The organism is Streptomyces sp. TRM68367, assembly GCF_014495685.1.
Classification (GTDB): Bacteria; Actinomycetota; Actinomycetes; order Streptomycetales; family Streptomycetaceae; genus Streptomyces.
In genome coordinates, this window is the sequence record NZ_JACTVI010000076.1 from 1 (window position 1) to 18,999 (window position 18,999).

An 18,999-nucleotide genomic window follows, 5' to 3' on the forward strand; every position below is an offset into this window, starting at 1 on the left:
TCCCGGTCCCCGGCGGCGCGGGCCGCGCGGGCGGCGCTGCGGCGGGACAGGGCGTCGAGCACGTCGCGTTCGCCGCGGCCGCGCAGCAGGAGCAGCACGAAGGGGTCGGCGTCGAGGAGACGGGCGGTCTGGTAGCAGAGGGCGGCGGCGTGCTTGCAGGGGTGGCCGGAGTCGGGGCAGCTGCACCGGGGGTCGAGGTCGCCGGGGCCGGGCAGCAGGGGTACTCCGCACTGGGCGAGGGACTGGGGCATCTCCTTGTCGAGGAGCGCGGCGATGTGGCCGGGCCGGTCGGCGGCGGCGTCGAGGAACCGCGCCCAGTCGGCGTCGTCGAGCGTGCGCAGCCGCACCTGCACGCGGTACGGCCGCGGGCGGCTGCCCTGCACGTACGCCAGCAGGAGCCCCGGCGTCACGGTGATGGCGTCCACCTGCCCCTGCTCGGCATACCCACGCCCACGCGCGAGCCGCTTGGCGTCCAGCGCGCCTTCCTCCAGCGCCGACACCCACGCGTTCCCCCACCACGTCTCGGCGAACCCCTGGTCGTCCGACGGCCGGGGCGGAAAGGCCGGGAAGGTACGACGCAGCTCACCGTCGCGGTCGGGGGCGGCCATGGAGCGGGGAACGTGGGGGGTTGCGGGCGGGGGTGGATCGCTGGGGGTGGGCGCCTGAGGGGTCGCCGAGTGGGACGGAGCCGGGAGATCCGGAGCCGCGGCGGACCCGCGCGCGTGGGCGACAGGGGCCCGGTGTGGCCCGGGGCGGTTGGTCTCGTGGGCCGCGGGTGAGTCGGTACGGCGATGCGCGGGTGAGCCGCTACGGCGGCCATCGCCCGTGTCGGCCTCGGGGTGCTGGTGCGCGCCGGCCTCGGGGCGTACGGGTAGGCCGGCGCCATGGCGTCCAGGCACGTCGGGACCGGGTCGTCCAGGTGACCCTGTACCGGCGCCTTCCGGTCCGCCCGCGTCAGAACCACCCGGTACGACGGCACCGATGCCCTCATGTGCGCCGACTTCACGGCCTCCCGGTGCGTCGGTCGGCGGGGACGCGGAACTCCCGTACCGATGCTCGTCGTTGTCGGAGGTCTCCTCGTCCGGTCCGGTCGCTGCGGCAGGCATCTGGAACGCACCGGCGAGCAACTCCCGCACGTCACGCGCACGAACGTCGGCGGCCCGCCGGGGTTCGCGTCCCGCGCGGGAGTCGCCCGGGGCGGAACGCCGGGTTTGCCGCGCGGCATCGGTCCCCTCGGCCGAGCCGTCCTCCGCTCGTGCCCGGTGTGTCTCTGCACGAGCCGCGCGCAGCGCGTCGCGGGCGAGCTGCGCCGCGCTCGGGCGGAGGCGGTCCGCGCGGCCACCGCGAAGTGCCGACGCGGCCTCGTGCGTGCCGTCGAGCTGTGCCGTCTCCTCGTCGGCGGCGTTGTGCGAGCGGTCGCCGAGCGGTGTGTCCCGCAGGCCATCGGGGCTGTCCGCCGCCTCGCCCGACGCACCAGCAGTCCCTCGCTCCGCATCGCCGGAGACACCGTGCGCCGATGCCGGACCCTCCCCGTCCGCACCGGCCCCCGCCGCCCCGCTCTCCCCGGCTGTCCCGGCCCTCCGGGCCGCCACCGCCCTCCGCAGCGCCGCGCGCGCCACGTCGGCCGGGCGGGCGGTCTCCGGGGCCGCAGCTCGCCCGCGCACCGTTGGCTCTCCGCCGGACTCCCCGGCTCGCTCGGGCGCCGTCCGCTCCCCTCCAGCGCCCACTGCCCCCTCAGGCGCCGTCCGCTCCGTGCCCGGGTCAGGTCGCGTCGCCGGATCCGTCTCCGCCCGCTGCCGCGCGGCCCGTAGCGCGCGGCGGGCCTCGTCGGCGGGGCGGGGGGTCATGACGGCCTCCGGAGGGAGACCAGGTCGGACAGTTCGCGGTCCGTCAGTTCGGTGAGGGCGGACTCGCCGGAGCCGAGAATGGCGTCGGCCAGAGCGCGCTTGGCTTCCAGCATCTCTGCGATGCGGTCCTCGACCGTGCCCTCGGTGATGAGGCGGTGGACCTGGACCGGCTGGGTCTGGCCGATGCGGTACGCGCGGTCGGTGGCCTGTTCCTCGACGGCCGGGTTCCACCAGCGGTCGAAGTGGACGACGTGGCCCGCGCGGGTGAGGTTCAGGCCCGTGCCCGCCGCCTTCAGAGACAGGACCAGGACCGGGGTCGCGCCGCTCTGGAAGCGGTCCACCATGCGCTCGCGGTCGGGGACCGGTGTGCCGCCGTGCAGGAGGTCCACCGGCACCGCGCGAGCCGACAGGTGGGAGGTGATGAGGCGGGCCATGCCGACGTACTGCGTGAAGACGAGGGCCGAGCCGTCCTCCGCGAGGAGGGTGTCCAGCAGCTCGTCGAGCAGGGTGAGTTTGCCGGAGCGGGCGGACAGGCGGTCTCCCCCGCCCGGGCCGGTCTCCTCCTTGAGGTACAGCGCCGGGTGGTTGCATATCTGCTTGAGCGAGGTCAGGAGCCCCAGCACCATGCCCCGGCGCGCCATGCCCTGCGCCGTTTCGATGGCCAGCATCGACTCGCGCACCACGGCCTCGTACAGCGCGGCCTGTTCGCGGGTGAGGGGCACCGGGTGGTCCGTCTCGGTCTTCGGCGGCAGTTCGGGCACGATGCCGGGGTCGGACTTCCTGCGGCGCAGGAGGAAGGGGCGTACGAGGCGGGACAGGCGCTCCACCGCCTCGCCGTTCTCATCGGCCCCGCCGTTCTCCACCGCTCGCGCGTGCCGGGCGCGGAAGGACTTCAGGGGGCCGAGCAGGCCCGGTGTCGTCCAGTCGAGCAGCGCCCAGAGTTCGGAGAGGTTGTTCTCCACCGGTGTGCCGGTCAGGGCCACGCGCGCGGGGGACGGGATGGTGCGCAGGGCCTTGGCCGTGGCCGAGTGCGGGTTCTTCACGTGCTGGGCCTCGTCGGCGACGACCATGCCCCACTTGTGCTGGGCGAGCGTCGGCGCCGCCGACCGCATCGTGCCGTACGTGGTGAGGACGAAACCGGCGTCCAGGTCGTCGAGGGTGCGGTCCGGGCCGTGGAAGCGGCGGACCGGCACCCCGGGCGCGAACCGGGTGATCTCCCGCTGCCAGTTGCCCAGCAGGGAGGCCGGGCAGACCACCAGGGTGGGCTCGGTGCGCGCCCGGCGCAGGTGCAGCGCGATGACAGTGATCGTCTTGCCGAGGCCCATGTCGTCGGCGAGGCAGCCGCCGAGGCCGAGGGAGGTCATGAGGTCGAGCCAGGCCAGGCCCCGGAGCTGGTAGTCGCGGAGGGTGGCGTTCAGGGCCGGTGGTGGGTCGCCGGGGCGGATCCCGGCTGTCAGGCGGTCGCGCAGGGCGGCCAGCGTGCCGACCGGCACCGCCTCGACCGTCTCGCCGTCCACCTCGGCGCTGCCGCTGAGGGCGACGGAGAGCGCGTCGACCGGGTCGAGCAGGCCCAGCTCCCGCTTACGGGCCTTGCGCACGAGGGCCGGGTCGACCAGCACCCACCGGTCACGCAGCCGGACGACCGGCCGATGGGACTCGGCCAGGGCGTCCATCTCGCCCTCGCTGAGCGGATCGCCGCCGAGCGCCAGCTGCCAGCGGAACTGCAGCAGGTCCTCGCTCTCGAAGAAGCCGGTGCCGTCGGTCGCCGAGCCGGGCGCGGGCCGTACCACCGCCGAGGCGGTCAGGTCGTGGGCCAGGTCGCGCGGCCAGTGCACGGCGACCCCGGCGGCGGCGAGGCGGGTGGCCGCGATCCCCAGCAGATCGCTCAGCTCGTCCTCGGACAGGGCGAGGACGTCGGGTACGTCCTGCTCGGCGAGCCGGTCGAGCGGCGGCCAGACCCGCGCGGCCCGCCGCACCGCGAGGGCGGCGTCCACGCGCGCGCGGGGACCGAAGGCGTCGTCCGCCTCGCCCGCCCACAGGGCCGCCGCGTCGGCCACGAGGGTGGGGTCGGCGAGGCTGTGCACCTGGACGATCGCCGCGCCCGCACCCCGCACGCCGCCGTCTTCGCCGTCACGGTCGAAGAGGTCGTACGCCGACAGGTCCAGGCGGAGCGAGACGCGCACGCCCGCGTCCATGCCGGCGGCGACCTCGGCGGCCCAGTCCCGCGCGCCGGGCAGGCGCTGGGGCTCGCGGGCGGCGAAGGGCCTGCCCGTGGCGTACGGCGCGGCCGGGGTGCGGGGCAGGGTGTCCGCGACCGCGTCCAGGAAGGAGCGCACCAGCGCTTCCGGCTCGGGCAGCCGGATCGGGCCGGGGCCGGGCAGCGGGACGGCATGGCCCTCGTACGGCAGAGCGGTGGCGACCGCGCGCAGGTGCGCGATGTCGTCCGGGTCGAGCGGGCCGGCCCGCCAGGCGTCGTGGCCGCCGGCGGCCAGGCCGGGCAGCAGCCGGCCGCGCGCGGTCAGCCGCAGCGCGTGCAGGGCGGCGGCGCCCCAGCAGGCGGTGGCGGGGTGGGCGGCCGGGTCGTGCCGGGCCCGCACCAGGAGCGGCAGGGCCGCGCCGACCGGGAGCGTGAGTGCCGGGGTGGTGCGCCGCCGTACTCCGGTGCCGTGCCGTCGTACGACGGTGAGTTCGGTGTCCTCGGTGCGCAGCGGCCCGCCCTGCCCGCTCCGGTCCCCGGCGGGCAGCGGAGCGCTCTGCCCGGCCCGGTCCCCGGCGGACAGCCGCCCAGCCTGCGAGTCCCCGTCCTCGGCCAGCAGCGGTTCTCCCTGCGGGTCCCAGAAGGCGATCCGCCCCTCGCGCGGGAGGGGTGCGGGCAGGAAGACGGCCGCGAGCCGGACGGGAACCCGCGCCGCGCGCTCCCCCGCCCGCTCGGCCACCGCAGCCGTCTCGCTCATCCGCCTGTCACCTCCCGCCCACGTGCCCGGACCCGGTGTCCGCGAACCGGCTGTCGCGGAACGTCGCACCCGATGTCCCCGACTCTACGGGCGGGGTCTGACAACCGGCCCCGGTGGCCGTCGGGGGCGGGCGCGGCGGGCGGTTCAGGGGATCGTGCGGGAGACGACGAACACCATGGGGGCGGCCGGGTTGGACAGGTTCACCATGACGTCGTGCGTGGGCGCCGGGTTCTTCTGCCGGTGGACGAAGCCCCACCACCCGTCGCCGTCGAATCGCCAGCCGGTGACGTGCAGGGCGCGGGCGCTGATGGTGGCGTCGCCCTTCTTCAGGTCCTTGCGGGTCACGCCCATGCCGGCCAGGAAGACGTCCAGACCCGCCTCGGTGGTCCGGAACTGGACGTACAGGCGGCTGGTCTTCCAGTTGTTGGTCTCGTAGTACGCGATGTGCTCGGCCGGGTGCGGGACGGGCACCTGGTAGATGCGGCGCTGCAGCTTCGACGGGTAGCCCTCGGTCAGGCCGGTCGCCGCGTACTTCGCCTCCTTGTCCCTGCCGCTGTCGCGGCTCTGGTTGGCGGAGATCACCAGGTAGCCGGCCGGGACGCCGATGAGCAGCACGATGATCAGCAGGGTGAGCGCCCTGCGGCGGATCATGTGGCGGCGGTCCTCGGCCGGGCGCGGCGGCTCGTCCGCCGGCATGCCCTGGTGGGGCAGCGAAGCCGTCACAGCGCCTCCCGGGTACTGCGGCGGGCCTGCGCGTACCGCTCGTAGCGCTCGTACCGCTCCACCCGGCGGCGCTTGGCGCGGCGGAAGCGGCGGGCGACCAGGCGGGCGAGGTCGGCGGCGCCGACCATGCCGGCCTCGGGGCCGAGCTGGGCGCGCACGATACGGGCCTCGGGGCGGTAGCCGCGGCCGGTGAGGTGCCGCTTGAAGGCGTCCCGCGCGGGGACGATCAGCAGGTCGTCGGCGGCCGAGACACCGCCGCCGATCACGAAGCAGGACGGGTCGAGGGCGGCGGCGAGGTTGGCGATGCCGACGCCGAGCCACTGCCCGATGTCCTGGAGCAGCTCGATGCACATGGCGTCGCCCTCGCGGGCCAGCTCGGTGATCATCGGGCCGGTGATGTCGGCGATGCTGCCCTTGACGTGCTCGATGATCCCGTACGCCACCGGCGAGTCGGCCGCGGCCAGTTCCCGCGCCTCCCTGACCAGCGCGTTGCCGGAGCTGTACTGCTCCCAGCAGCCGCGGTTGCCGCACGGGCAGCGGTGGCCGCCGGGCACGACCTGCATGTGCCCGAACTCGCCGGCGACGCCGTACTTGCCGCGTTTGACCTGGCCGTCCTCCAGGATGGCGCCGCCGATGCCGGTGCCGAGCGTGATCATCACGAGGTGGTCCTCGCCGCGGCCGGCCCCGAAGCGCCATTCGGCCCAGGCGGCGGAGTTGGCGTCGTTGTCGACCAGGACGGGGACGGCGAGGCGACTGGAGATGCGGTCCCGGAGCGGTTCGTTGCGCCAGGACAGGTGGGGCGCGAACAGGACGCGGTTGCGGTCGGCGTCGACCCAGCCGGCCGCGCCGATACCGACGGCGTGCACGTCGTGCCGGTCGGACAGGTCCAGGACCAGTTCGACGATGGTGTCCTCGACGACCTTGGGGCTCTTGGACTTGTCCGGGGTCTCCGTGCGGAGCCGCTCCAGGATGTTGCCGTCGGCGTCCACGACGCCCGCCATGACTTTGGTGCCGCCGATGTCGATGCCGACCGTCGGCACGCGGGGTGCCGACAGGTGGGAGCGGCGCTCGCGGGTGCCGACGGTTCGCAATACCGGGGCCCTGCGGGAGCCGATGGGGGCGGTGAAGTCGCGGTAGGTGCTCATCAAGGCCCGATTCTGCCTTATCCGGGGAAGCGGAGGGGTGGTGCGGATCGTTGCCCGGGGGCGGGTTGTGCATGGCTTGGCGCGCCGTTCCCCGCGCCGTTGGGTCGGAGCAGGGAGCGCGTCTCCGCATTGTCCTGACATTGGGACGAAACAAGCGGTCGGTCAGGGGCGTACCAAAAGCTGGAACTCGAAGCTGTAGCGCGACGGGCGGTATGTGTGGGTGCCGTACTCGACCGCGCGGCCGGTGTCGTCGAAGGTGACGCGCTGCATGGTGAGCAGGGGAGCGCCCGTGGGCTCGGCGAGGCGCTCGGCCTCGGCGGCGGTGGCCGCGCGGGCGCCGATGATCTGGCGGGCGCTGTGCAGGGTGATCCCGGCGGCGCGCATCAGGCGGTACAGGCCGGTGGCCTCCAGCTGGCCGGTGTCCAGGCCGAGCAGGCCGAGCGGCAGGAAGTTGCACAGGTACGCCATCGGCTCCCCGTGCGCGAGGCGCAGCCGCTCCACCCGGTGCACCTCGCTGTCCTCGGCCACACCGAGCGCGGCCGCGACCTCGGCGGTCGCCGGGACGACCGTGTTGACCAGGACCTTGGTGGCCGGGCGCTGGCCGGCCGCCTCCAGGTCGTCGTAGAGGCTGCTGAGTTCCAGCGGGCGCTTGACCTGGCTGTGCACGACCTGTGTGCCGACGCCGCGGCGGCGCACCAGCAGCCCCTTCTCGACCAGGGACTGGATGGCCTGGCGGACGGTGGGCCGGGACAGGCCGAGCCGCGCGGCGAGCTCGATCTCGTTGCCGAGCAGGCTGCCCGGGGTGAGCACTCCGTGCTCGATCGCGGCTTCCAGTTGCTGGGACAGCTGGAAGTACAGGGGCACCGGAGAACTCCGGTCCACGCTCAGGTCCAGCTGCACGGTCGGGTCCACTTCAGGTTTCGGCACGGGGCGAGCGTAGCTTCACGCGTTGTTGACGGGAAGTCGTGTAGTTCGATTGTCCGGACATACGGATTGACAGCGGGGGGCGGTGCCCGCACTTTGTTTCCATGCGCATCGGGGTCATCGGTACGGGCCGCATCGGCACCATGCATGCGAACACACTGAGCCGCCACCGGGACGTCGGCTCCCTGATCCTCACGGACGCGGACGCCGCACGGGCCCAGGAACTGGCAAATCGGCTGGGCGAAACGGCGGCGCCGGGCGTGGACGAGATCTTCAAGTGGGGCGTGGACGCCGTGGTGATCACCACGGCGACGCCGGCCCACGCCGAACTGATCGGTCGGGCAGCACGCTCGGGGCTGCCGGTGTTCTGCGAGAAGCCCGTCGCGCTCGATCTGCCGGGCACCCTGCAGGCGCTCGCCGAGGTCGAGGCGGCCGGGACCGTCCTGCAGATGGGCTTCCAGCGCCGCTTCGACACGGGCTACACGGGGGCGCGCGAGGCGGTGCGGTCCGGGCGGCTGGGCCGGCTGCACACGGTGCGGGCGCTGACCAGCGACCAGGCGCCGCCGCCGGCCAAGTATCTGCCGGTGTCCGGCGGGCTGTACCGGGACACGCTGATCCACGACTTCGACGTCCTGCGGTGGGTGACGGGCCGTGAGGTGGCGGACGTGTACGCCGCCGGGTCGGACGCCGGGCCCCGGATGTTCCGGGAGGCGGGCGACGTCGACACCGCCGCGGCCGTGCTCACCCTCGACGACGGCACGCTCGCCACGGTCACCGGGACGCGGCTGAACGGCGCCGGGTACGACGTGCGCATGGAGCTGGCCGGGGAGCTGGACCAGGTCGTGGTCGGCCTGGACGACCGTACGCCGATCGCGTCCACCGAGCCGACCGGGCCGCCCGCGGCGGACAAGCCGTGGACCGGGTTCCTGGAGCGCTTCGGGCCCGCGTACGAGGCGGAGCTGAACGCGTTCGTCGAGGTCGTGCGGGGTGAGCGCGCCAACCCCTGCGACGGCCGCGAGGCCCTGCAGGCGCTGCGGGTCGCCGAGGCCTGCGAGCTGTCCCGACGGGAGCGCAGGCCCGTACGGCTGGGGGAGATCGCGGGCGGCGCGGAGCCGGAGTTCGGGTGAGCTGGACGGCGGGGAGTTGACGGGTCGGCGGCACGCGCGCGACGCGGCCGGAGGCGACCGCTCCGCCCGGCACACGGCCGACGGGACCGCTCCGCACGCGACGCGGCCGGAGGCAGTCGCTCCATGCCGGGCACGGCAGAGGGTGGGCGTTCCACGCCGGGCACGGCAATAGGCGGGCGTTCCACGCGGGACACGGCCGAAGGCGGGCGCTCGGATCCATCCCGGCGCCGGGACCCGCCGCTGCCGTCCCCGTCGACCGTCGACCGTCACCCGTACGGCAACCACGCCCGTACCTCGAAGCCGCCGTCCGGCGTCGGGCCGTGGTCCAGGCAGCCGCCCCCCAGCGCGGCACGCTCGGTCAGCCCGAACTGCCCCTGCCCGGAGCCGGGGACGGGCGGCACCTCGCCCTCGGGCGGCGGATTGCGCACCGCCACGACGAGACCCTCGCCGGCGGTGCCGGTGACCGACACGGTGACCTCCGTACCGGGGGCGTGCTTGCGGGCGTTGGTCAGGCTCTCCTGGGCGATGCGGTAGGCGGTGCGGCCGACAGAGGCCGGGACGGCGGCGGGGTCGGTGACGCGGTGGTCGAGGACGACCTTCATACCGGCCTCCCGCGACTCGGCGACCAGCGTGTCCAGGGCCCCGAGCGTGGGCTGGGGGCGGCCGGTGTCGTCGGCCCCGTCGGCCCGCAGTACGCCGATGGGTTGAGGCCGCCCACCCAGGCCACGTGCCGGAAGGGCCGGTGCACTGCGACGGTGAACAGGGCGATCAGGGCCACGCCGCCCGCGGTGGCCGAGAGGAAGCCGACGGGCAGCATCGCCACGGCCAGCCCGAGCGGCCAGCGGCGGCGCAGCCAGACCGCGGCGCAGGCGAGGGCGCCGATCCACTGGTCGGCGACAGCCATCGCGTGCGGGACATGGACGTTGTTCCGGACTGCCTCGGCGCCCGCGAGGCCGATGAGGACGGCCAGCAGGAAGCAGGCGAAGTCTCGGGCTCGCCCCGCGGCCGATTTCTGTGGGGGGTCCGCGGGGCGAGAGTCGGGGATATGAAGCAGCTGCTGGAGATTCTGGGGTTCATCGCCGTCGTGCAGGGCGTGGCCGGCCTCGTGCACGAGTTCACGGACTGGGGCTGGGGCCTCGAGCAGCGGATCGGCTTCCTCGACGGCTACGGGGTCTATGCGAGCGTCGCCCTGCTCGTGCTGGGCATCGCCCTGTTCGCCGCCGCCGAGAGCCGGAAGTCCGGCTGAGCACCGGACTTCCGGGACCCGCGGTCAGCAGTCGTAGTCGACCAGGTCGAACGATTCGTAGTGGTCGGCGGTGTAGTAGTCCTCCTGGTTCCGCTCACCGGTGACGATGCGGCGCGCACCGCGGGTGTCGGAGCCGGGGGTGATGACGGTGTACTCGTGGTAGTAGCCGCGGGGCTGGCTGGGCAGGATGCCCTCGCGGTTCTGGAAGACGGTGCCGTCCTGCTCGAACGGGTAGGGACCGCCCTGCTCGATCAGGTCGAGGGTGTCGTGGGCCTGGGAGGGCAGGTTGCTGTAGCAGATGCTGCCGACCGCGGTGGGGGCGGCACCGGCCGCGGGGGCGGCGACGGCACCGCCCACGACGAGGGCGGACAGGAGCGCGGCTGCGGCGCCGATCCGAGTGGCGCGTGGGGGGATTTTCATGAGCTCATGATGACGCGCGTAGACGATGGCATGTCAATGACAAGACCGGAGAATTTCCCGCCTCGCCCGATCTGTTTGCGGGAAGTTAACCTGCGGCAGGAGCCTGATCAGGCCTGTTCGGGCCGTTCGTACTCGGTACGGGGCTGCTCCTGGCGTCCCAGGCGGCCGCCGCGCGCATGGCGGACGGCGGGCGGATCATCACCGTCGGCAGTTGTATCGCGCAGCGCGTGCCGGGTCCCGGCGGGACGCTGTACGCGATGAGCAAGGCGGCGGCAGCGTAGGCCTCCGGCGGGTGGGCCGCCTTCGGGTGCCGGAGAGTGGTGGGTTGCTGTCCCTGGGGCTGCGCCCCCGGACCCCCGCTTCGGCCTGGCGGCCTCGTCCTCAAACGCCGGACGGGCTGAATTTTGCCGACCGGCGCCGAGAAGTGGCCGCCCGCTGAGAAGAACGCCGGTGCGGGTGGATGAGGGCTGGGGATGGCCGGCCCTGGTCTCGGACACTGGTCGGACTCGGTTGGTCCGCCCGGCCCTCGCCCGAGACCGGGCGTTCGTGTCAGCCGCCCAGTTCCTGGTGGCGTGCCGCCAGCTGGGTCGTCCCCGCTTCCGTCAGGGTGCCGTGCAGGCGCAGGCGGGAGATGCCGCCGTCGGGGTAGATGTCCACGCGCGCGTGGGTGCCGACGGCGGGGGTCGGGAGGACGAAGCGGTGGTTGGTGTCGGGCTGGAGGCGGGTCCGGGGCAGGATCTCCCGCCACTCCCCGGCGTCGCCGTCCCGGACGGACACCGACGCCCAGCCCGCGCTGTTGCCCTTCAGGTACGCCGTGTCGATCTCGACGGCGCGGATCCGGGACTGGGCGGCGAGGCGGTAGCGGATCCAGTCGTGGCCCCGGTCGCGGCGCCGGCGGGTCTCCCAGCCGTCGTCCATTTTGCGGGAGCGGCCCGGCTGGATGGTGTTGGTGGCGGGCGAGTAGAAGAGGTTGGAGGCGTCCTCGACCTGGCCGCCGTTCTCCAGGGCGACGACGTCGAAGGTGCCCAGTACCGACAGCCACTCCGGGTCCGGTACGACCTCGCCGTGCACGCGCAGGCGCGCCATGCCGCCGTCGGGGTGCTGGTTGACGCGCAGGTGCGTGAAGCACTGTTCCGCGGACACGGCGAAGCCGTTCGCCGCGTGGCCGCCGACGGGCGTACGCGGCACCAGCGTCGTCCACTTCACGTCGTCCCCGAGGAGTTCCTCCGGCGCGGGCGAGCCCGGCACCGACGTGCCCTCGACCGACACCGCCTGCGGGTAGTTGCCGCGGAAGTGGGCGGTGTCGACGACGATGCCCCGGATGACACCGGGTGCGCCGAGCCGGATCAGCGCCCAGTCGTGGTCCTCGGCCGTCGGCCACGGGTGGTCGGCGGACGCGCCCCTGCGCCGCCGCGTCTCCCAGCCGTCCATGACCTTGCCCTTGTGCCCGAAGTGCTCGGGGTCGAACTCGGCGCGCTCGGGCACCAGCAGGTTCTCGCGCTGGGCGAAGAACTCGTCGTTGGCGGCGATGACACCGGCACCGAGCCGGCGGTCGGCGAGGTTGGCGTAACTGGTGAAAGGGAAGTCGGCAGTGCGGTAGTCGGCGTACGGGTCGCCGCCTCCGTAGGGGTTCGCGTCGCCGGTGAAGCGCGGAATCGCCGTCACAGTGATCAGGGGTTCCTCTCGTGGTCGGCCGGTGCGGGTGCGGGAGGTGGCTTACCGGGGGCGAGTGAGCAGGCGTCCGGCCGGCTCGATGAACTCGCCGTCCGCGACGATGCGCCGGCCGCGCAGCCAGGTGGACCTCACCACGCCGTACAGGGTCTTCCCCGCGTACGCCGTGACCCGGTTGCGGTGCTGGAGGGCCGCCGGGTCCACGGTGAAGGTCTCGTCGGGGGCCAAGACCGCGAAATCGGCGTCGCGGCCCGGCTCGATGGCGCCCTTCTGGCGCAGGCCCGCCAGGTCCGCCGTCCGCGCGGACATCCAGCGGACGACGTCCTCCAGGCCGTGGCCGCGCCTGCGTGCCTCGGTCCACACGGCCGCCAGGCTCAGCTGGAGCCCGGAGATCCCGCCCCAGGCGGTGGCGAAGTCGCCGGTCTTCAGATCGGCCGTGGAGGGCGAGTGGTCGGTGACCACGCAGTCGATCGTGCCGTCCGCCAGCGCCTGCCACAGCAGGTCCTGGTTGGCGGACTCGCGGATGGGCGGGCAGCACTTGAACTCGCTGGCGCCGTCGGGGACTTCCTCGGCGGTCAGGGTCAGGTAGTGCGGGCAGGTCTCGACTGTGAGGCGCACGCCGTCGGCCTTGGCCGCGGCGATCAGCGGCAGGGCGTCGCTGGAGGACAGGTGGAGGACGTGCACGCGCGCGTGGAGGCGCCTCGCCTGCGCGATGAGCTGCGCGATGGCGGTGTCCTCGGCGTGGCGGGGGCGGGAGGCGAGGAAGTCGGCGTACCTGGGGCCGCCGTGCTGCGGGGCGACGGCGAGGTGGTGGGGGTCCTCGGCGTGCACGATCAGCAGGCCGTCGAAGGCGGCGATCTCGGCCAGGGAGCGGGCGAGCTGGTCCTGGTCGAGGTGCGGGAACTCGTCCACGCCGGACGGCGACAGGAACGCCTTGAAGCCGAAGACGCCGGCCTCGTGCAGCGGGCGCAGGTCCTTGACGTTGTCGGGCAGGGCGCCGCCCCAGAAGCCGACGTCGATGTGCGCCTTGTCGGCGGCGACCTGTCGCTTCGTACGGAGGTTGTCGACCGTCGTGGTCGGCGGGAGGGAGTTGAGCGGCATGTCGACGAGGGTCGTGATGCCGCCGGCCGCCGCCGCGCGGGTGGCGGTCCAGAAGCCCTCCCACTCGGTGCGGCCCGGGTCGTTGACGTGCACGTGGGTGTCGACCAGGCCGGGCAGGACGACGTCGTCGCCGACGTCCTCCAGGCGGGCACCGGCCGGCACCTCGGCGTCGTACGGCAGGACGGCCGTGATCATGCCGCCGGCGACCGCGACCGCCGCGGCGCGTGTCCCCTCGGGAGTGATGACATGCGTCGAGCGCAGCACCAGTTCAGCGTCGGACACCCGAACCCCTTTCTCAGCAGCCGTTCCGCCGCCGCGGTCACGTCCGGGCCGCGGGATTTACTTCCACGAAACGGAATTCAACTTTCTGTTGAAGGAGTCTTCACTCCCCTCCCCGCGGCGTCAAGGGCACACTTCGTCCTGGCATGCCTGACACGACCACCCTGGACGTTTCCACAACACGGAATTAGAGTTCCAACAAGCAGAACGTAGCTACGCACAAGCGGGGAGTCAACCGACTGCCGGGTAGGCTTCTGCCCTTCCTGCCAGCCTCGAAAGGAACGCGCCGTGCCGACGTCCAGCGCCAGCACCACAGACTCCGCCAGGTCCAACTCCACTGGTGGCGTCCAGTCCCTGGAGCGCGCCTTCGACCTGCTCGAACGGATGGCCGACGCGGGCGGTGAGGTCGGCCTGAGCGAGCTGTCCGCGAGCAGCGGGCTGCCCCTGCCGACCATCCACCGCCTGATGCGCACCCTGGTGGCCTGCGGATACGTACGCCAGCAGACCAACCGGCGATACGCCCTCGGCCCGCGCCTGATCCGGCTCGGCGAGTCGGCCTCCCGGCTGCTGGGCACCTGGGCCCGCCCCTATCTCGCCCGCCTGGTCGAGGAGACGGGCGAGACCGCGAACATGGCACTGCTGGACGGGGACGAGGTGGTGTACGTGGCGCAGGTGCCCTCGCGGCACTCGATGCGCATGTTCACCGAGGTCGGCCGGCGCGTCCTGCCGCACTCCACCGGCGTCGGCAAGGCGCTGCTCGCCGACCTCCCGCCGCAGGAGGTGCGCGCCCTGCTGGCCCGTACGGGCATGCCCGCCGCGACGGAGAAGACGATCACCACGCCCGAGGGCTTCCTCGCGGCGCTGCAGGACGTGCGGCACCGGGGCTACGCGGTCGACGACAACGAGCAGGAGATCGGCGTCCGCTGCCTCGCGGTCTCCGTGCCGGACGCTCCCACCTCTGCCGCCATCTCCATCTCGGGCCCGGCCGGACGGGTCACGGAGTCGGCGACGGACCGGATCGTTCCGATGCTCCAGCAGGTCGCCGCGGAGCTGTCGGAGGCACTCATGAGCACGGGCGGCCCGACCGCCTGAGCCCGACTGCCTGAGCCCGGCCGGCCGAGCGTCCGAGTCCGAGCTCGTTTCCGCCGTGGCAGCCGCGGGCGTCGCGGTGATCCCGTGAGCGTCCACCCGGCCGCCACCCCGCACTGAGCCGCTTGCACCGCGACCCTCGGCGGCACGCCCCCCGAGTCCCGTACGACGTCCCCTCAGCGGTGCGGCGGCTCCCCGAACAGCTCCACCGCGTCCCGCACCTCCTCCAGCCCCTTCGACAGGGCGCTCACCGAGCCGATCGCGCCGGCGACCAGTAACAGGCAGCGGCGCAGCCGTGGGACCTCGGGCCCGCCGCCGGCCGCTATGGCGTCCAGCTCGGCCAGTGCCTCGTCGGCGATGCTCCGGTCCGCGAACTCGGCCGGATGGGCGGCGAGTTCACGGCGCAACCGGGACACGGCAGAGCGCAGCTCCGTCACCCGCGGATCCTCGCTGCTGCCAGTCACTGGCCTCTGCTCCACGCTCCGCAACACGGTCCCTCCCCCTCGCACAGCGTCGTGCGCCTCTGTTCCATCACAGGCCCGCCCCGGGCGACGGCAGAGCGCCCGGGTCGGTCGGTGCGGGCGCAAGTTAACGCCACCGCGCCCCGCGTGCGCCAGTCCACTGCGTCATCGAATTGCTCCGCAGCGTGACATCGGGCCGTTCGCACCGGGATCGCCGCGGTGCGGTATGCAGGATCCATGACGACACTGCCGACACTGCCGACACTGCCGACACTGGAGACGACGCGTGAGACGTCCGGCGAGGTCGCGGGGCTGCTGCTCGCGGCCGGGGGCGGACGGCGGCTCGGCGGGCGACCCAAGGCACTGCTGGAGCACCGCGGGCAACTGCTCGTGGAGCACGCGGTGCGCGCACTGCGCGAGGGCGGCTGCGCGCGCGTGCACGTGGTGCTGGGGGCGGCGGCGGACGAGGTGCGGGCGCGGGCCGTACTGCCGGGGTGCGTCCTGGTGGACAACCAGGACTGGGCGCAGGGCATGGGCACGTCCCTGCGGGCCGGGCTCGGCTCGCTGGCCGGGACGGGCGCGGGTGCCGCACTGGTCTCGCTTGTCGACCAGCCCGGCATCGGCCCCGAGGCGGTGGCCCGGGTGCGCGCGGCGTACCGGTCGGAGGAGTCGCTGGTCTCGGCCGCGTACGCCGGCGTGCGCGGCCACCCCGTGCTGTTCGGCGCCGCGCACTGGCCGGGCATCGCCGCGACTGCGACCGGCGACCGGGGGGCACGCGCCTATCTGAAGGCCCACGAGGAGGCGATCGCGCTCGTCGAGTGCGGGGACGTGGCCCGGCCGTACGACATCGACACCGCCGACGACCTGGCCCACCTTGAGTGAGCGGGGTGGCACGGAGCGCCACCTTGCCTCGACCCAGAGAATCTCGACGTCAACAATCCATTGAAATTCCACGATGAGGAAACTAGTATCCACTGCCCAGAAGCGCCCGATCTCCCCCGCGCTCGGCTGCGCGGGGGGACCCCATCCCGGGCGTCCCTCGCCGTACCCGGAACGACTGGCACCCGGTGCCACCGCCGAAGGAAGTGACAGCTTCATGTCCGCACCAGCGCCGTCCCCGCTGGCCATCGTCGACGCCGAGCCCCTGCCCCGGCAGGAGGAGGTCCTGACCGACGCGGCGCTCGCCTTCGTGGCCGAGCTGCACCGGCGGTTCACGCCCCGGCGTGACGAGCTCCTCGTCCGCCGCGCCGAGCGCCGCGCCGAGATCGCCCGCACCTCCACGCTCGGCTTCCTCCCGGAGACCGCCGCCATCCGCGCGGACGACTCCTGGAAGGTCGGCCCGTCTCCCGAGGCCCTGAACGACCGCCGGGTGGAGATCACCGGCCCCACCGACCGCAAGATGACCATCAACGCCCTCAACTCGGGCGCCAAGGTGTGGCTCGCGGACTTCGAGGACGCCTCGGCGCCGACCTGGGAGAACGTGGTCCTCGGTCAGCTCAACCTGATCGACGCCTACACCCGGAACATCGACTTCACCGACCCGGTGTCCGGCAAGTCGTACGCCCTGAAGGCCGATGAGGACCTCGCGACCGTCGTCATGCGCCCTCGCGGGTGGCATCTCAACGAGCGTCACCTCCAGGTGGACGGTCAGCAGGTCCCGGGCGGCCTCGTCGACTTCGGCCTGTACTTCTTCCACAACGCCCAGCGCCTGCTGGACCTCGGCAAGGGCCCGTACTTCTACCTCCCGAAGACGGAGTCGCACCTGGAGGCCCGCCTCTGGAACGACGTGTTCGTCTTCGCGCAGGACTACGTCGGCATCCCGCAGGGCACCGTTCGCGCCACCGTCCTGATCGAGACGATCACGGCCGCGTACGAGATGGAGGAGATCCTCTACGAACTGCGCGACCACGCCTCGGGCCTGAACGCCGGCCGCTGGGACTACCTGTTCTCCATCGTCAAGAACTTCCGCGACGGCGGCGCCAAGTTCGTCCTGCCGGACCGCAACGCGGTCACGATGACGGCCCCGTTCATGCGCGCGTACACCGAACTCCTGGTCCGCACCTGCCACAAGCGCGGCGCGCACGCGATCGGCGGCATGGCGGCTTTCATCCCGTCCCGCCGGGACGCGGAGGTCAACAAGGTGGCCTTCGAGAAGGTCCGCGCCGACAAGGACCGTGAGGCGAACGACGGCTTCGACGGCTCCTGGGTGGCCCACCCCGACCTGGTGCCGATCGCCATGGAGTCCTTCGACAAGGTCCTCGGCGACCGGCCGAACCAGAAGGACCGCCTGCGCGAGGACGTCGACGTCACGGCGGAAGACCTCATCGCCATCGACTCGCTCGACGCCAAGCCCACGTTCGCGGGCCTGGTCAACGCCGTTCAGGTCGGCATCCGCTACATCGAGGCGTGGCTGCGCGGCCTCGGCGCGGTCGCCATCTTCAACCTGATGGAGGACGCGGCCACCGCCGAGATCTCCCGCTCCCAGATCTGGCAGTGGATCAACGCCGGTGTCGTCCTCGACAACGGCGAGAAGGTCACCGCCGACCTGGCCCGCAAGGTCGCCGCCGAGGAACTGGCCGCCATCAGGGCCGAGCTGGGCGAGAAGGCGTTCGCTGCGGGCAACTGGCAGCAGGCGCACGACCTGCTCCTGAAGGTCTCCCTCGACGAGAACTACGCCGACTTCCTCACCCTGCCGGCGTACGAGCAGCTCAAGGGCTGAGCCCTCACTTGTCCGAGTGGCCCAGGGACTTCCCCGGGGCCACTCGGTCGCGTACGGCCCGCTTGAGGGCCGTGGGCTCCGGGAAGCCCTGCTCGCGGCGGTCCCATACGACCTCGTCGTTCACGCGGACGACGAAGACGCCGCCCGTGCCGGGCTTGAGCGACAGCTCCGTCAGCTCGGCCTCGAAGGTGGTGAGGAGTTCCTGCGCCAGCCAGGCCGCCCTCGGCAGCCAGCGGCACTGGGTGCAGTACTCGATCTGGACTCTCTGGCTCATCCGAGGTGTACCGACCAATCCTGTTCCGCCGCCGGCTTGCCGTGCAGGTCCGGGACCCGTTTGAGCCAGGCCGGGCGGTCTTGCTGGGTCTTCGCCGCGCGCAGGGCGTTCTCGGCGGCGAGTTCCTCCCGGGTGGGGAAGTCGGTGGGCAGCCAGGCCGCGGAGGCCCGCACGCGCGCGTGGAGGTGGGCGGCGTACGCGTCGCGGGCCGCGTCCGGTGTCGCGAAGCCCGCCTCGCCGCTGAGCCAGGCGCCGGGGACCTCCGCCAGGATCTCCCGCAGCAGCTCCTCGGTCACGCGGGGTGCCAGCTCCGCGTCGGCGGCCCGTACGTCGGGGGCGTAGTGGCCGAGGGCGTGGTGGCGGAAGTCGTAGGCCTTCTCGGGGTCGGAGCCGTCCCAGCGGTGGTGGAAGACGAGGGCGGCGCCGTGGTCGATGAGCCACAGACGCGGGGGAACGACTCCCAGCGTCGGCCAGATCATCAGGTTCGAGCTGTGGACGGTGCGGTCGACGTTCGCGGTGAGGGCGTCCAGCCAGACGATCCGGCCGGCCTCCAGCGGGTCGACGGGGAAGGTCCTGGCGACGTCCGGGGTGAAGTCCTGTGCGCCCGGCAGATGGTCCATGCCCAGGTTGACGCCCGCGCTGGCCGCGTGCAGCCCCCGCACCTCCTGGTGGGGCTCGTGCTCCGCGATCGCGGGATCGAAGTGGACCAGGACCAGCTCGGGGAACCGCAGCCCGAGGGCGCGGGCCAGCTCGCCCACGATCACCTCGGCGACCAGCGCCTTGCGGCCCTGCGCGGAGCCGGTGAACTTCACGACGTACGTGCCCAGGTCGTCGGCCTCGACGATTCCTGGGACGGAGCCGCCGGAACGGAGGGGCGCGATGTAGTGGGTCGCGGTGACCTCTCTCAGCATCTTCCACAGCCCCCCGACTCGAATGCCTTATCTCTCACGGCCAGTTCCAACGCCGTGCTCTCCGGGAATCATCCCCGATCAGCCCGGGGGGAATCTGGCAGGCGAACG

16 protein-coding genes and 2 pseudogenes are annotated in these 18,999 nt (G+C 73.1%); 6 read left to right on the top strand and 12 right to left on the bottom strand.

Annotated features, from left to right (window positions below; genetic code table 11):
- The 5 genes from H8R17_RS49480 to H8R17_RS33415 form a co-directional block, all read right to left on the bottom strand.
- A partial coding sequence (locus tag H8R17_RS49480) for an SWIM zinc finger family protein (RefSeq protein WP_399477603.1) occupies nucleotides 1-1,136 on the bottom strand: 1,136 nt, incomplete at its 3' end.
- A 707-nt stretch (nucleotides 1,137-1,843) separates the two neighbouring features.
- A complete protein-coding gene (locus H8R17_RS33400; RefSeq protein WP_187826961.1) occupies nucleotides 1,844-4,801 on the bottom strand; it encodes a DEAD/DEAH box helicase in 2,958 nt (985 codons plus the stop codon).
- A gap of 144 nt (nucleotides 4,802-4,945) precedes the next feature.
- Complete coding sequence (locus H8R17_RS33405) at nucleotides 4,946-5,524, bottom strand: sugar kinase (RefSeq protein WP_187826962.1); 579 nt, start codon at nucleotides 5,522-5,524, stop codon at nucleotides 4,946-4,948.
- Nucleotides 5,521-6,669, bottom strand: coding sequence for an ROK family glucokinase (locus H8R17_RS33410; RefSeq protein WP_187826963.1), 1,149 nt, complete (start codon nucleotides 6,667-6,669; stop codon nucleotides 5,521-5,523). Before H8R17_RS33410 ends, H8R17_RS33405 begins: the two co-directional genes overlap by 4 nt.
- Nucleotides 6,670-6,831: 162 nt before the next feature.
- Nucleotides 6,832-7,569: a GntR family transcriptional regulator gene (locus tag H8R17_RS33415; RefSeq protein WP_187826995.1), complete on the bottom strand. Its 738-nt coding sequence runs from the start codon at nucleotides 7,567-7,569 to the stop codon at nucleotides 6,832-6,834.
- A 128-nt stretch (nucleotides 7,570-7,697) separates the two neighbouring features.
- Between H8R17_RS33415 and H8R17_RS33420 the strand changes: the two genes are divergently transcribed.
- Entirely contained in the window at nucleotides 7,698-8,720 is a 1,023-nt protein-coding gene (locus H8R17_RS33420; protein WP_187826964.1) for a Gfo/Idh/MocA family oxidoreductase, read from the top strand.
- 266 nt (nucleotides 8,721-8,986) lie between these two features.
- On the opposite strand, the pseudogene H8R17_RS33425 reads toward H8R17_RS33420, so the two are convergent.
- Nucleotides 8,987-9,774 (bottom strand): annotated as a pseudogene (locus tag H8R17_RS33425) (sensor histidine kinase).
- On the opposite strand from H8R17_RS33425, the gene H8R17_RS33430 reads away from it, so the two are divergent.
- Nucleotides 9,766-9,966 (top strand): hypothetical protein, encoded by a 201-nt coding sequence (locus H8R17_RS33430; RefSeq protein ID WP_187826965.1) that lies wholly within the window; start codon nucleotides 9,766-9,768, stop codon nucleotides 9,964-9,966. The pseudogene H8R17_RS33425 and the gene H8R17_RS33430 overlap by 9 nt on opposite strands.
- Before the next feature lie 24 nt (nucleotides 9,967-9,990).
- Here H8R17_RS33430 and H8R17_RS33435 read toward each other — a convergent pair whose 3' ends face one another.
- Entirely contained in the window at nucleotides 9,991-10,386 is a 396-nt protein-coding gene (locus H8R17_RS33435) for a ribonuclease domain-containing protein (RefSeq protein ID WP_187826966.1), read from the bottom strand.
- A 140-nt stretch (nucleotides 10,387-10,526) separates the two neighbouring features.
- On the opposite strand from H8R17_RS33435, the pseudogene H8R17_RS33440 reads away from it, so the two are divergent.
- Nucleotides 10,527-10,658 (top strand): annotated as a pseudogene (locus H8R17_RS33440) (oxidoreductase); the annotation flags it as partial.
- Nucleotides 10,659-10,935: 277 nt separating this feature from the next.
- On the opposite strand, the gene alc reads toward H8R17_RS33440, so the two are convergent.
- Nucleotides 10,936-12,051 carry an allantoicase gene (gene alc, locus H8R17_RS33445; RefSeq protein WP_187826967.1) on the bottom strand — a complete coding sequence of 372 codons (1,116 nt, stop codon included), beginning with the start codon at nucleotides 12,049-12,051 and terminating at the stop codon, nucleotides 10,936-10,938.
- Between the two features lie 51 nt (nucleotides 12,052-12,102).
- Entirely contained in the window at nucleotides 12,103-13,440 is a 1,338-nt protein-coding gene (gene allB / locus H8R17_RS33450) for an allantoinase AllB (RefSeq protein WP_187826968.1), read from the bottom strand.
- A gap of 285 nt (nucleotides 13,441-13,725) precedes the next feature.
- Between allB and H8R17_RS33455 the strand changes: the two genes are divergently transcribed.
- Nucleotides 13,726-14,529: an IclR family transcriptional regulator gene (locus H8R17_RS33455; protein ID WP_187826969.1), complete on the top strand. Its 804-nt coding sequence runs from the start codon at nucleotides 13,726-13,728 to the stop codon at nucleotides 14,527-14,529.
- 173 nt (nucleotides 14,530-14,702) lie between these two features.
- On the opposite strand, the gene H8R17_RS33460 is transcribed toward H8R17_RS33455, so the two are convergent.
- Entirely contained in the window at nucleotides 14,703-15,017 is a 315-nt protein-coding gene (locus tag H8R17_RS33460; protein ID WP_187826970.1) for a DUF5955 family protein, read from the bottom strand.
- Nucleotides 15,018-15,224: 207 nt separating this feature from the next.
- On the opposite strand from H8R17_RS33460, the gene H8R17_RS33465 reads away from it, so the two are divergent.
- Nucleotides 15,225-15,869 carry an NTP transferase domain-containing protein gene (locus H8R17_RS33465; RefSeq protein WP_187826971.1) on the top strand — a complete coding sequence of 215 codons (645 nt, stop codon included), beginning with the start codon at nucleotides 15,225-15,227 and terminating at the stop codon, nucleotides 15,867-15,869.
- 214 nt (nucleotides 15,870-16,083) lie between these two features.
- A complete protein-coding gene (gene aceB, locus H8R17_RS33470) occupies nucleotides 16,084-17,706 on the top strand; it encodes a malate synthase A (RefSeq protein ID WP_187826972.1) in 1,623 nt (540 codons plus the stop codon).
- A gap of 4 nt (nucleotides 17,707-17,710) precedes the next feature.
- Here the strand turns inward: aceB and H8R17_RS33475 are convergent, their stop codons facing one another.
- The gene (locus H8R17_RS33475) at nucleotides 17,711-17,980 is read right to left on the bottom strand and encodes a SelT/SelW/SelH family protein (protein WP_187826973.1); all 270 of its coding nucleotides are present in this window, start codon (nucleotides 17,978-17,980) and stop codon (nucleotides 17,711-17,713) included.
- Nucleotides 17,977-18,891, bottom strand: coding sequence for a HipA family kinase (locus H8R17_RS33480; protein ID WP_187826974.1), 915 nt, complete (start codon nucleotides 18,889-18,891; stop codon nucleotides 17,977-17,979). Before H8R17_RS33480 ends, H8R17_RS33475 begins: the two co-directional genes overlap by 4 nt.
- Between the last annotated feature and the right edge of the window lie 108 nt (nucleotides 18,892-18,999).